The 13,182-nt window shown below is 56.7% G+C and carries 13 protein-coding genes; 3 read left to right on the top strand and 10 right to left on the bottom strand.

What is annotated here, in order from left to right:
• Positions 1–181: 181 nt before the first annotated feature.
• The 4 genes from hemG to pepQ are packed head-to-tail and all read right to left on the bottom strand — an operon-like array spanning position 182 to position 4,175.
• The gene (gene hemG, locus USG84_RS21770) at positions 182–727 is read right to left on the bottom strand and encodes a menaquinone-dependent protoporphyrinogen IX dehydrogenase (RefSeq protein WP_061096784.1); all 546 of its coding nucleotides are present in this window, start codon (positions 725–727) and stop codon (positions 182–184) included.
• 10 nt (positions 728–737) lie between these two features.
• On the bottom strand, positions 738–2,189 hold the full coding sequence (gene trkH, locus USG84_RS21765; protein WP_013099227.1) for a Trk system potassium transporter TrkH: 1,452 nt from the start codon (positions 2,187–2,189) through the stop codon (positions 738–740).
• Between the two features lie 40 nt (positions 2,190–2,229).
• Complete coding sequence (locus USG84_RS21760) at positions 2,230–2,844, bottom strand: IMPACT family protein (protein WP_151413044.1); 615 nt, start codon at positions 2,842–2,844, stop codon at positions 2,230–2,232.
• Entirely contained in the window at positions 2,844–4,175 is a 1,332-nt protein-coding gene (pepQ, locus tag USG84_RS21755; RefSeq protein WP_028014769.1) for a Xaa-Pro dipeptidase, read from the bottom strand. Before pepQ ends, USG84_RS21760 begins: the two co-directional genes overlap by 1 nt.
• Positions 4,176–4,365: 190 nt before the next feature.
• Here pepQ and fadB point away from each other — a divergent pair, with 190 nt between their 5' ends.
• Positions 4,366–6,555, top strand: a complete 2,190-nt coding sequence (gene fadB, locus USG84_RS21750) for a fatty acid oxidation complex subunit alpha FadB (RefSeq protein WP_151413043.1) — start codon at positions 4,366–4,368, stop codon at positions 6,553–6,555.
• Positions 6,556–6,564: 9 nt separating this feature from the next.
• On the top strand, positions 6,565–7,728 hold the full coding sequence (gene fadA, locus USG84_RS21745; protein ID WP_061096781.1) for an acetyl-CoA C-acyltransferase FadA: 1,164 nt from the start codon (positions 6,565–6,567) through the stop codon (positions 7,726–7,728).
• Positions 7,729–7,834: 106 nt separating this feature from the next.
• Here fadA and fre read toward each other — a convergent pair whose 3' ends face one another.
• Positions 7,835–8,536 carry an NAD(P)H-flavin reductase gene (gene fre, locus USG84_RS21740; protein ID WP_151413042.1) on the bottom strand — a complete coding sequence of 234 codons (702 nt, stop codon included), beginning with the start codon at positions 8,534–8,536 and terminating at the stop codon, positions 7,835–7,837.
• Between the two features lie 42 nt (positions 8,537–8,578).
• The gene (ubiD, locus tag USG84_RS21735; protein ID WP_253543418.1) at positions 8,579–10,072 is read right to left on the bottom strand and encodes a 4-hydroxy-3-polyprenylbenzoate decarboxylase; all 1,494 of its coding nucleotides are present in this window, start codon (positions 10,070–10,072) and stop codon (positions 8,579–8,581) included.
• Between the two features lie 170 nt (positions 10,073–10,242).
• Here ubiD and rfaH point away from each other — a divergent pair, with 170 nt between their 5' ends.
• Entirely contained in the window at positions 10,243–10,734 is a 492-nt protein-coding gene (gene rfaH, locus USG84_RS21730) for a transcription/translation regulatory transformer protein RfaH (RefSeq protein ID WP_020882871.1), read from the top strand.
• Here the strand turns inward: rfaH and tatD are convergent.
• Genes tatD through tatA form a run of 4 tightly spaced genes read right to left on the bottom strand, consistent with a single transcriptional unit; the run spans position 10,731 to position 13,128 of the window.
• Positions 10,731–11,513 (bottom strand): 3'-5' ssDNA/RNA exonuclease TatD, encoded by a 783-nt coding sequence (tatD, locus tag USG84_RS21725; RefSeq protein WP_151413041.1) that lies wholly within the window; start codon positions 11,511–11,513, stop codon positions 10,731–10,733. The genes rfaH and tatD overlap by 4 nt on opposite strands.
• A 41-nt stretch (positions 11,514–11,554) precedes the next feature.
• Positions 11,555–12,325: a Sec-independent protein translocase subunit TatC gene (gene tatC, locus USG84_RS21720; RefSeq protein ID WP_028014775.1), complete on the bottom strand. Its 771-nt coding sequence runs from the start codon at positions 12,323–12,325 to the stop codon at positions 11,555–11,557.
• A 2-nt stretch (positions 12,326–12,327) separates the two neighbouring features.
• Positions 12,328–12,870: a Sec-independent protein translocase protein TatB gene (tatB, locus tag USG84_RS21715; protein ID WP_061096777.1), complete on the bottom strand. Its 543-nt coding sequence runs from the start codon at positions 12,868–12,870 to the stop codon at positions 12,328–12,330.
• 3 nt (positions 12,871–12,873) lie between these two features.
• The gene (gene tatA / locus USG84_RS21710; RefSeq protein ID WP_013099238.1) at positions 12,874–13,128 is read right to left on the bottom strand and encodes a Sec-independent protein translocase subunit TatA; all 255 of its coding nucleotides are present in this window, start codon (positions 13,126–13,128) and stop codon (positions 12,874–12,876) included.
• Positions 13,129–13,182 lie beyond the last annotated feature (54 nt).

Here is a 13,182-nt window from a genome sequence, read left to right as displayed (position 1 = left end):
GGGTGTGCATATTACGCTTTCCCGCTTCAGAGTCAAGCGTTTATTTTGCTTTTCTCTGCTGACCCGGCGGCGTGTGTGCCGTTGTTCCGTGTCAGTGGAGGCGCATTATAGGGAGTTATTCTTAAATGACAAGCACAAAATACAAAAAACTTTTCGTTCGCTCACTTTTCAAACTTAACGCTTATTTAAGGCGCGAATCGCCCGCTAAATGCGCAATTTCCCGCGCAAAACCGGCCACCTGCGACCAGTCGGTATAAACCACTTCTTTACGCGTGTCGGTTTCGCCACCCGTCATCTTCATAATCAGGCGGATCATGAAGCGGTCATACCAGCGGTAGCGAGGATAGCGCAGCGCACCGGCAAAAACGGCGCACAGATCCGGCTGCCACGGCGAGCTGAGTAAAAACTTACGCGTGTAGCTGTTGGTCTGCGGCGTACGCTTCTCAGCTTTACGGGCAACCAGATTGACCGAGTAAAACGCGCCCGGCAATGTGTTGAGTACCGCCGTATGCTTTTTCACAAAGCGATCCAGCGCCGGATGGAAATGCCCGTAACGAATAGAGGCGCCAATCACCACGCGATCGTACTCCTGCCAGGCAATCTGCTCCGCGCGATTCAGGTTCACCACATCCGAGTAAATGCCCAGCTCTTTTAATTCCGACGCGAGGTATGCGGCAATCTCACGCGTTTGTCCGTCTCGCGTAGAGAAAAGAATCAGTGTTTTCATCAACGGCTCCTTATTCGCGCCAGAATGTTGGGGTGAACAGCACCAGCAGCGTAAAGACCTCAAGACGACCAAACAGCATATTGGCAATGAGGATCCATTTCGCGACCGGGTTCATGCTGGCAAAGTTATCCGCCACAACCCCCAGGCCAGGCCCGAGGTTATTCAGCGTTGCGACGACGGACGCAAAGGCGGAGAAATCATCCACCCCCGTCGCGATGATCGCCAGCATGCTGACGATAAAGACCAGCGCATACGCCGAGAAGAACCCCCACACCGCTTCCAGGATACGTTCCGGCAGCGCGCGGTTACCCAGCTTGATGCTGTAGACCGCATTCGGGTGAACCAGACGCTTCAGCTCACGGTTGCCCTGCTTGAACAGCAGCAGAATACGAATCACCTTCAGGCCACCGCCCGTCGACCCGGCGCAGCCGCCGATAAACGCGGAGCACAGCAGAAGCACCGGCAGGAACAGCGGCCAGCGCGCGATGCTGTCCGTGGTGAACCCGGCGGTCGTCGCCATCGACACCACCTGGAAAAACGCCTGGTTGAGCGTGGTCAGCGCCGAGTTGTAAACATCATGGAACCACAGCACCAGGGTGCAGATGACGACCAGCGTAAGCTGGACGCCAATGAACATGCGGAACTCAGGGTCGCGCCAGTACACCTTCAGGCTGCGTCCGCTCAGTAAAGAGAAGTGCAGGCCGTAGTTACAGCCGGAGATCAGCAGGAAAATCGCAATGATGGTGTTAATCGTTGGGCTGTCGAAGTAGCCCACGCTGGCATCGTGAGTGGAGAACCCGCCGATAGCAATTGTCGCAAAGCTGTGCCCGATAGCATCGAAGGCAGGCATGCCGGCAAACCACAGCGCCAGCGCGCAGGCTACCGTCAGCAGAACATAAATCAGCCACAGGGTTTTCGCCGTCTCGGCAATACGCGGGCGCATCTTGTTGTCTTTCAGCGGCCCCGGCATTTCAGCCCTGTACAGCTGCATCCCCCCGACGCCCAGAATCGGCAGGATGGCCACCGCCAGGACGATGATCCCCATCCCCCCGAACCACTGCAGCATCTGGCGATAAAAGAGAATAGCGTGGGGTAACGAATCCAGCCCCACCAGCGTCGTCGCACCGGTGGTCGTTAAGCCGGAGAACGATTCAAAAAAGGCGTCCGTGATGCTGAGGTTAGGCTGCTCAGAAAAGATAAAGGGCAGCGAACCGACGCTTCCCAGCACCGTCCAGAACAGGACCACAATCAGAAATCCTTCGCGAGATTTCAGCTCACCTTTCTGACGACGGTTCGGCCACCACAGCAGCGAGCCGATCGCCAGCGCGACAAAGAAGGTCTGGGTAAATGCCCGCCCCGCGCCGTCCCGGTAGATAAGCGCCACCAGTCCGGGAAGAATCATCGTCCCCGAAAAGAGTATGACCAGCAGTCCAACGATTCGGGTTATGGCACGAAAATGCATCTCTGCCGCTTCCTTTGGTATTCAAAAAGTGAGGTGGGGATTATTCTTCAATCGGCAGCAATTGCAACGAACCGCGACTGAAATCAGCCAGTTTTGCTGAAAAAGCAGCCAGTTCCGCCTGAGGAAGCGCCACGCGTAATTGCACCATTGCCTGGTAATCACTGTGCGCAATCACGCCGTTAAACTGTTTGAGCAGCGTTTCAATGCCCGATAGCTGAGCGTAATCGCACAATAAAGTATATTCGGTGAGCGGCGTTTTGCGGGAGGTCGTCAGGATATTCAGTGCCTGCTGAACGCCACCGCCATACGCTTTAACCAGCCCGCCCGTGCCTAACAGGATGCCGCCGTAGTAGCGCACCACCACGGCGGTAATTTCACCCACGCCGCTGCCCATCAACTGGGAGAGCATGGGTTTACCGGCCGTTCCCGCCGGTTCACCGTCGTCTGAAAAACCGAGCTGTTGCGAATCGTCCGGCGGCCCTGCCACCCACGCCACGCAGTGGTGACGTGCGTCAGGGTGCTCCGCGCGAACGGACTCGACAAACGCTTTCGCCGCCTCTATGCCGTCGGTGTGCGCCAGCAGCGTAATGAAGCGGCTTTTCTTGATTTCCTCAACAAAGGTGACCGGTTCAGCCGGTATCAGCCAGCTTTCCATCAGGCCAGCTTCAGGTCTCGCGTCATATTCTCGATACCGTTCTCGTGCACCACCACGTTATCTTCGATACGAATGCCGCCAAACGGTTTCAGCGCGTCGATTTTTTCCCAGTTGAAGTGCTTGCTGAACTGCCCTTCACGCCACGGCGCCAGCAGGGACTCAATAAAGTAGATCCCCGGCTCGATGGTCAATACCATGCGCGGCTCAAGAATACGGGTGCAGCGCAGGTAAGGATATTTAGACGGTGCAGCCAGGTGCGTGCCGGTATCATCCTGCATGAAGCCCGCAACGTCGTGAACCTGCAGGCCCAGCGGGTGGCCGATACCATGCGGCATGAATGGCCCGGTCAGATCGTTTTCGACCATCGCCTCTTCGCTCATGTCTTTCACAATCTGATGCTTACGCAGCAGTTTGGCAATGCGCTGATGGAACTGGATGTGGTAATCCACGTAGCTGGTTCCGGCCTTCATGGTGCCAATCAGCGCCAGCTGTTCGTCGTTTACGTCTTTAATAAGCTGCGCGAAATCGGTATCCGCATTCGCCGCCCATGTGCGGGTCAGGTCGGCCGCGTAGCCGTTGTACTCTGCGCCTGCGTCCAGCAGGAAGCTGCGCATCTCAGACGGAACCTGGTGATCCAGTTTGGTGTAGTGGAGAACAGACGCATGCTCGTTCAGCGCGACGATGTTGCTGTACGGTACGTCGGTGTCGCGATGACCGGTTGCGGTCAGGTAGGCCAGGTTGATGTCGAACTCGCTCATGCCTGACTGGAACGCTTCGTGCGCGGCACGGTGGCCATTCACCGCCGTTTTTTGCGCTTCACGCATGCAGTAGAGTTCATAGTCGGTTTTATACGCGCGGTAATAGTGCAGGTAATCCAGCACGCCTTTCGGATTGAGCTTGTCTGCCGGAATATCCAGACCGAGCGCACGTTCAGGTACAGGGCCAATGTAGCCAATGTTGCCGCGCGCAGCTGGCAGCTGGCTGCCAATGCCGTCCGCTTTAGGCAGGGCAATCACCTCAATTTCTTCGGTCCAGAAAGAGGTCGGCAGCGGTTCGACGTTGTGCCAGTAATCGACCGGCAGGTAGAACCACAGTTTCGGCTTGTTCACGCCGTCCACCAGCAGCCAGCAATTTGGAACCTGCGTCACCGGCACCCAGGCTTTAAACTGCGGGTTGACCTTAAACGGGTAGGCGTGGTCATCAAGAAAAGTATTCATCAGCTCGCCGGAGTGGATCAGCAGGGCATCCAGCTTGAAACGGGCCAGTACATCGCGGGTACGTTCCTGTAGGGTAACGATATGATTTTTATAAAGCGAAGCCAGTGAGTCCATCATTCTTCCTTTCGTTTTTTTGACCTCAAGTCATCGCATCTTAGCACACCTCACTCCGGCTGCGTGATTTCCACCGACCGTGATCAACGCAGCAATTTCTTAATGAGTAATTTGCATTTTATTAACATAAATTCCACACTCCGTCTCATCTGGTATGACCAGATCCACTTGCTGGATTCAGGAGACTGACATGCTTTACAAAGGCGACACCCTGTACCTCAACTGGCTGGAAGATGGCATTGCCGAACTGGTGTTCGATGCCCCCGGCTCAGTGAATAAGCTTGATACCGCGACGGTGGCCAGTCTTGGCCAGGCGCTGGAAGTGCTTGAAAAGCAATCTGAATTAAAAGGGCTGCTGCTGCGTTCGAACAAAGCGGCCTTTATTGTCGGTGCCGATATCACCGAATTCCTTTCGCTGTTCCAGGTTCCGGAAGAACAGCTGAGCCAGTGGCTGCACTTTGCCAACAGCGTCTTTAATCGTCTGGAAGATCTGCCTGTTCCAACGATATCTGCCGTGAACGGCTACGCGCTGGGTGGCGGCTGCGAGTGCGTGCTGGCGACCGACTACCGTCTGGCGACGCCGGACCTGCGTATCGGCCTGCCGGAAACCAAGCTGGGCATCATGCCGGGCTTTGGCGGCTCCGTGCGTATGCCGCGCTTGCTGGGTGCCGACAGCGCCCTGGAAATCATTGCCGCCGGTAAAGACGTGGGTGCAGAACAGGCGCAGAAAATCGGCCTGGTCGACGGCGTCGTGAAACCAGAGAAGCTGGTTGAAGGCGCACTCGCCATTCTGCGTCAGGCGATTAACGGCGACCTCGACTGGAAAGCCAAACGTCAGCCGAAGCTGGAGCCGTTAAAGCTCAGCAAGATTGAAGCCACCATGAGCTTCACCATCGCCAAAGGCATGGTGATGCAGACGGCGGGTAAACACTACCCGGCGCCAATCACGGCGGTGAAAACCATTGAAGCGGCAGCCCGCTTTGGCCGCGACGAAGCCCTGAAGCTGGAAAACCAGAGCTTTGTTCCGCTGGCGCATACCAATGAAGCCCGCGCGCTGGTTGGCATCTTCCTTAACGATCAGTTCGTTAAAGGAAAGGCGAAACAGCTGACCAAAAACGTTGAGACGCCAAAACACGCGGCGGTACTCGGCGCCGGTATTATGGGCGGCGGCATTGCTTACCAGTCGGCCTGGAAAGGCGTGCCGGTAGTGATGAAAGACATCAACGAGAAATCTCTGACGCTGGGCATGACCGAAGCCGCCAAGCTGCTGAATAAACAGCTGGAACGCGGAAAAATTGACGGGCTGAAGCTCGCAGGCGTGATCTCAACCATCCAGCCTGTGCTGGAATACAGCGGTTTCGACCGTGTGGATGTGGTCGTCGAAGCGGTCGTTGAGAACCCGAAAGTCAAAAAAGCGGTGCTGGCGGAAACGGAAGATAAGGTTCGCCCGGACGCCGTACTGGCCTCAAACACCTCCACCATCCCCATCAGCGAACTGGCGAGCGTGCTGAAGCGCCCGGAAAACTTCTGCGGGATGCACTTCTTCAACCCGGTACACCGTATGCCGCTGGTCGAGGTGATCCGTGGGGAAAAAACCTCTGACGAAACCATCGCTAAAGTGGTGGCGTGGGCCAGCAAGATGGGCAAAACGCCGATCGTGGTGAACGACTGCCCGGGCTTCTTCGTCAACCGCGTGTTGTTCCCGTACTTTGCCGGCTTCAGCCAGCTGCTGCGCGACGGTGCGGACTTCCGCAAAATCGACAAAGTGATGGAAAAACAGTTCGGCTGGCCGATGGGCCCGGCGTATCTGCTGGACGTCGTCGGCATTGATACCGCCCACCACGCCCAGGCGGTCATGGCGGCAGGCTTCCCGCAGCGCATGCAGAAAGATTATCGCGACGCCATTGACGCCCTCTTTGACGCCAACCGCTTTGGTCAGAAAAACGGCCTGGGCTTCTGGCGCTATAAAGAAGACAGCAAAGGCAAACCGAAGAAAGAAGAAGATCCGGCGGTGGATGGCCTGCTGGCCGACGTCAGTCAACCAAAACGCGACTTCACCGATGACGAGATCGTCGCCCGCATGATGATTCCAATGATCAACGAAGTGGTGCGTTGCCTGGAAGAAGGCATCATCGCCAGCCCGGCAGAAGCCGACATGGCGCTGGTGTACGGCCTGGGCTTCCCTCCGTTCCACGGCGGCGCGTTCCGCTGGCTGGACACGCTCGGCAGCGCCCGCTATCTCGATATGGCCCAGCAGTACCAGCACCTCGGCCCGCTTTATGAGGTGCCGGAAGGGCTGCGTAACAAAGCGCGCCATAACGAACCCTACTATCCAGCAGTTGAGCCAGCCCGTCCGGTTGGCGCGCTGAAAACGGCTTAAGGAGTCACAATGGAAAAGGTTGTCATTGTTGATGCGATTCGCACCCCGATGGGCCGTTCAAAAGGCGGTGCGTTTCGTAACGTGCGCGCGGAAGACCTCTCCGCGCACCTGATGCGTAGCCTGCTGGCGCGTAACCCGGCGCTGGACCCGGCAGCGCTCGACGATATCTACTGGGGCTGCGTGCAGCAAACGCTGGAGCAGGGCTTCAACATCGCCCGCAACGCGTCGCTGCTGGCGGAGATCCCGCACTCGGTTCCGGCCGTTACCGTCAACCGCCTGTGCGGTTCGTCGATGCAGGCGCTGCACGATGCGGCGCGCATGATCATGACCGGCGATGCGCAGGCCTGCATGGTGGGCGGCGTGGAGCACATGGGCCACGTGCCGATGAGCCACGGGGTCGATTTCCACCCTGGCATGAGCCGTAACGTGGCGAAAGCCGCGGGGATGATGGGTCTGACCGCCGAGATGCTCTCTCGTCTGCACGGCATCAGCCGTGAAATGCAGGATGCCTTTGCCGCGCGCTCTCACGCTCGCGCCTGGGCCGCCACGCAGTCCGGTGCCTTTAAGAATGAGATCGTCCCGACCGGCGGCCACGACGCAGACGGCGTACTGAAGCAGTTCAGCTACGACGAAGTGATCCGTCCTGAAACTACGGTCGAAGCGCTTTCTACCCTGCGTCCGGCATTTGATCCGGTCACCGGTACGGTAACGGCGGGGACGTCGTCGGCGCTGTCCGACGGTGCCGCCGCGATGCTGGTGATGAGCGAAAGCCGCGCCCGCGAATTAGGCCTGACGCCACGCGCTCGCGTGCGCTCGATGGCGGTGGTGGGCTGCGATCCTTCTATCATGGGCTACGGCCCGGTTCCGGCCTCGAAGCTGGCGCTGAAAAAAGCGGGCTTAACCGCCAGCGATATCGACCTGTTTGAGATGAACGAAGCGTTTGCCGCGCAGATCCTGCCGTGCATTAAAGATCTGGGGCTGATGGAGCAGATCGACGAGAAGATCAACCTCAACGGCGGCGCGATCGCCCTCGGTCACCCGCTGGGCTGTTCCGGGGCGCGTATCAGCACGACGCTGATTAACCTGATGGAACGCAAAGATGCCCAGTTTGGTCTGGCAACGATGTGTATCGGCCTGGGTCAGGGTATCGCGACGGTGTTTGAGAGAGTGTAAGTAAGGAAAAGTATCTCAAAGCCAGTGACGCCAGAACAAGGCGTCATTGGCGAAGAGAGACAGTTTAGTTGCCGTTCTTCCCGCCTGTCAGGGGCGGGCTTTTTATTTAGATAAATGCAAACGCATCGCCAAACAGGCGATCTTCACGCGCATCGCGTTCGTTACAGAACAGGTCGCGGGCAATTTTCGCCATCTCGAAACGGCCTGCAATGTAGATATCATGTCCCGCCAGCGTACCATGATCCTGCAGCACCGCCGTCAGCACCGTCCCGCTACGTCCGCGCCAGCCCTCTTCCGGCTGCTCAACCACTGGCTCAATGCGCAGATTTGGATGGTTAACGCTCAGCGCTTCCAGTTCAGACAGGTCGTACAGGTGCTTCTCTTCGCGGCCGCCCCAGTAGATAGTGATATCACGGTCTGGATTACGCGCCAGCGCGGTCAGCAGAATAGAGCGCACATAGGAGAAACCCGTACCGCCCGCGATCAGAATCAGCGGACGGTCTTCGTCATCACGCAACCACGCGTCGCCGTGAGGAATGTCGACCACAATCTCACGCTCTTTCAGGATGCGGTCCATCACGGCCATCGCGTACAGGTTAAGCTCAGACGCACCAATATGCAGCTCAATAAATTCCTGCTCTGCTGGCGTAGAGGCCATAGAGAAAGGACGCTTATCACGCTCGTCCATCACCACCATCAGGTACTGGCCGGCACGGAATGAGAATGCCGCTTCAGGAACCAAACGGACGCGATATACGGTGTCGGTAATAGTATCTACCGACGTCACTTTACAGCTTAAGGTTGTCATTCGCTCTCTCTGTCGGGAAGTCTATAGGGCTTAACGGTCAGCTCAGGGTTTACCGTTATTCATTATGGCCAGTTCGTCCCAGATCGCGTCAATTCGCGCGGTCACAGCAGGATCTTTTTTGATCGGGCGACCCCATTCACGGTCGGTTTCGCCAGGCCATTTATTTGTGGCATCCAGTCCCATCTTTGAGCCAAGACCGGAAACCGGCGAGGCAAAATCCAGATAATCTATCGGCGTATTTTCGACTAACACCGTATCACGCGCAGGATCCATTCGCGTGGTTATCGCCCAGATAACGTCATTCCAGTCACGGGCGTTAACGTCATCATCGCAGACAATAACAAATTTGGTATACATAAACTGGCGCAGGAAAGACCATACGCCCATCATCACGCGTTTAGCATGACCAGGATACTGCTTCTTCATCGTGACCACCGCCATGCGATACGAGCATCCTTCAGGCGGCAGATAAAAATCAACGATTTCCGGGAACTGCTTTTGCAGGATCGGCACGAACACTTCGTTCAGCGCCACGCCCAGCACCGCCGGTTCATCCGGTGGGCGGCCGGTATAGGTGGAGTGATAAATCGGATCTTCACGCTGGGTAATGTGCGTGACGGTAAACACCGGGAAGTTGTCCACTTCGTTGTAATAGCCGGTGTGATCGCCGTAAGGGCCTTCTGGCGCCATTTCACCCTGCTCGATGTAACCTTCCAGCACAATTTCGGCACTGGCCGGCACTTCGAGATCGTTAGAGATACACTTCACGACCTCGGTTTTGGTCCCGCGCAGCAGGCCAGCAAACGCATATTCAGAGAGCGTATCCGGGACGGGCGTGACCGCCCCCAGAATGGTGGCCGGATCGGCACCTAAGGCGACAGATACCGGGAAACGTTCCCCCGGATGCGCAGCACACCACTCCTGGAAATCCAGCGCGCCGCCACGATGCGACAGCCAGCGCATGATGAGCTTATTTTTGCCAATCAGCTGCTGGCGATAAATACCGAGGTTTTGCCGCTCTTTGTGCGGCCCGCGCGTCACGGTGAGGCCCCAGGTGATCAGCGGCGCAGCATCTTCAGGCCAGCACTGCATGATAGGGATCTTGGTCAGGTCAACTGCATCGCCTTCCAGCACTTTCTGCTGGCACGGCGCGCCGCGCAGGCGTTTGGTGGGCATGTTCAGCACCTGCTTAAACTGCGGCAGCTTGTCGAACAGATCGCGGAAGCCTTTCGGCGGCTCTGGCTCTTTCAGAAATGCCAGCAGTTTACCCACTTCACGCAGCGCGGTAACGTCTTCCTGCCCCATTCCCAGCGCGACACGACGCGGGGTGCCGAACAGGTTGCACAGCACCGGCATGGAGTAACCTTTTGGGTTTTCAAACAGTAATGCGGGGCCACCGGCACGCAGGGTGCGGTCAGCAATTTCTGTCATTTCCAGATAAGGATCAACAGGAAGTGTAATGCGTTTCAGTTCACCCTGCTTTTCCAGCAGCGTCAGGAAGTCGCGGAGATCGTGGTATTTCATGCAGTTAGTCATGGCCTCTCTGTAAGCGCTTCATTATACGGCGTAAGCCTGCTTGATGCTGTAATTTTGTTAAATTAGCGTGAACTTATCCGCTGTGTTCGAATTTCCCCCATTATAATCAACTTAGCGATCCCTCCAGGGTTTTGATATGCTTGCGCCCCGAACTAAGGGAAAGAGTGATTATGCAGGCCTGGTATTTACTGTATTGCAAACGCGGGCAACTTCAGCGCGCGCAGGAACATCTTGAACGTCAGTCGGTAAATTGTCTGACACCCGTGATCACGCTTGAAAAAATGCAGCGCGGGAAGCGCACAACCGTCAGTGAGCCTTTATTCCCGAACTATCTGTTCGTGGAGTTTGACCCTGAGGTGATCCACACCACCACCATCAGCGCAACGCGCGGCGTCAGCCACTTCGTTCGTTTTGGTGCCCACCCGGCAACCGTTCCGTCGACCGTCATTCACCAGCTGTCTGTTTATCAACAGCCTGAAGGGATCACCGACCCGGAAACCCCTTACGCGGGCGATAGCGTCGTCATTACCGAAGGCGCGTTCGAAGGCCTGCAGGCGATTTTCGCCGAGCCGGACGGTGAAGCCCGCTCCATGCTGTTGCTCAATCTGCTGAACAAGCAGGTGCTGCAGAGCGTGAAAAACACAGACTTCCGCAAAGTCTAAACGTTTATCCCGAACAGGCGACGCACGTTTTCATCCGTCTGCGCGGAAAGCCAGTGCGGATCCTCTCCGCGCCAGTGCGCTACGCGCTCAAGAATGTGCCCCAGCAAGGCGGGCTCGTTTCGCCGCGATGCCGGTTTGGGCTTTATATCTCGCGGCAGCAGGTATGGCGCATCGGTTTCAAGAAGCAGACGGTCTGCCGGGATTATCGGCAGCAGCTCGCGAAGCTCAAGCCCGCGGCGCTCATCACACACCCAACCGGTGATCCCCAGATACAAACCGCGGTTCAGGCAATCCAGCGCTTCCTGGCGCGACCCGGTGAAGCAGTGGAGCACTGCGCCGGGCAGTTTATCCAGCCACGGGTCCAGCAGTACGAGAAAACGTTCATGCGCGTCGCGACAGTGCATAAAGACGGGCATTTCAAGCTCTGCCGCCAGCGCAAGCTGGGCAGTGAACGCCTTTTCCTGTTCTTCAGGCGTGGAGAAGTTACGGTTAAAATCGAGCCCGCACTCGCCAATAGCCACCACCTCTGCCGTTTTTGCCAGCGTACGCAGGGTGTCTGCGCTCTCCGCAGTCCACTGGCTGCTGTCATGAGGGTGGACGCCTGCGGTTGACCAGCAGTATTGATAGCGTTGCGCCATCAGCAGCGCCTGCTCGCTCTCATGCAGGTTGGTCCCGGTCAGCAGGAGTCCTTTGACTCCGGCGTCAAAAGCCCGCGCAACCACCTCGTCACGATCTTTCGCAAACTGCGAGCTGGTCAGGTTGAGTCCGATATCAAACATGCGATTCCCCATAGAACAACCGCCCTGACGGGCGGCTGGTTTTACTCTTCAGTGGTCTTTTCGGACGCATCGTCTTCATCGTCCGACCGGCGTCCTTTTCCCACGTAGAAACGCGAGAAGAATACGCCAACCTCAAACAGGCAGTACATCGGTATTGCCAGCAGCGTTTGCGAGAAGACGTCCGGCGGCGTCAGCAGCATGCCGACTACGAAGGCGCCCACCAGAATATAGGGACGCTTCTTACGCAGATCATCAGGGGTGGTTACCCCAACCCAGCAGAGCAGCACAATGGCCACCGGCACTTCAAAGGCCACGCCGAACGCCATAAACAGCGCCATCACAAAGCTGAGGTAGCTGGCGATGTCCGTCGATACCTGGACCCCTTCCGGCGCGGTATGCGTCAGGAAGCCAAAGGCCAGCGGGAAGACAACGAAGTAGGCAAACGCCATGCCGATATAGAACAGCAGCGAACTGGAGACCAGCAGCGGGATCACCAGTTTACGTTCGTGCCTGTACAGTGCTGGCGCCACAAATGCCCATACCTGATAAAGGATAACGGGTGCAGACGCAATTAACGACACCCAGAAGGTGAGCTTAATCGGGGTGAAAAACGGTGATGCAACGTCTGTTGCAATCATCGTTGCCCCCAGCGGCATCTGCTTGATCAGCGGCGCAGAAACCACCTGATAGATATCGTTGGCGAAATAGACCAGGCACAGGAATATGAGGAACACCGCAATAATGCAGTTTAACAGGCGCTTACGCAGCTCAATAAGGTGCGTAATAAGCGGTTGAGTATCATCTACTGCCATGGTTACGCTTTATCACTCGACGAGGGGGATGATTCGGAAACAGGCGCGGCGGGTTTCGCTTCAGCCGCTTTTGCCGCCGGCTCTTCCGGCTGCGCCTGTTTTTTCAGTTCACTTTCCTGCGGCGTTTGTTCAGGCGCTGCGGCCTGGTGCTCCGCACTCGCTGGCGTCACGCCCTCACGCTGCGCTTCGCTGTCCTTCACCACCGGGTTATGAATAGTGTTCGCTTCATCGCTCGCTTTTTCAGGATCGTTAACGCTGTAAGAGCGCTTCATAGATTCCGCCGCTTCGCGCAGTTCATCCATTGAAGCTTTCAGTTCCGGCGTCAGGTTATCCATGCTCGCCTTCTCGACCTTTTTCAGGCTTTCCTGAAACTCCTGCAGCTTAAGTTCCTGCGCCAGCTCGTTCTGAACGGTCGAGGCCAGCGATCTTAGCGCACGAACCCAGCCCACGACGGTTTTCACCGCTACCGGCAGACGCTGCGGTCCCAGCACGATCAGACCAATCACAAAGACCAGCAGCAGCTCACTAAAACCAATGTCGAACACGACTTACACCTGCTCTTTATCGTGGCGTTTAGCGTCTTCCTTTTTGGCATCTTCTTGCTTGTCGGAGATGGATTTAGCAGTAAAGTCAGCGTCCTGGCTGGTTTTATCCTGCTTGCTCTCATCATCGCTCATTGCTTTCTTGAAGCCTTTGATAGACGCGCCCAGATCGGAACCAATGGAACCGAGCTTTTTGGTGCCAAACAGCAGCACGACGATGACGGCAATAATGACTAATTGCCAGATACTGATACCACCCATACATATTCCTCAGGGATAGATGATTAATTGGTCAGATCGCATTATACGTATGCG

Source organism: Enterobacter sp. 168J2 (assembly GCF_034107265.1).
Classification (GTDB): domain Bacteria; phylum Pseudomonadota; class Gammaproteobacteria; order Enterobacterales; family Enterobacteriaceae; genus Enterobacter; species Enterobacter nematophilus.
This window is presented reverse-complemented; position numbering and strand designations above follow the sequence as displayed.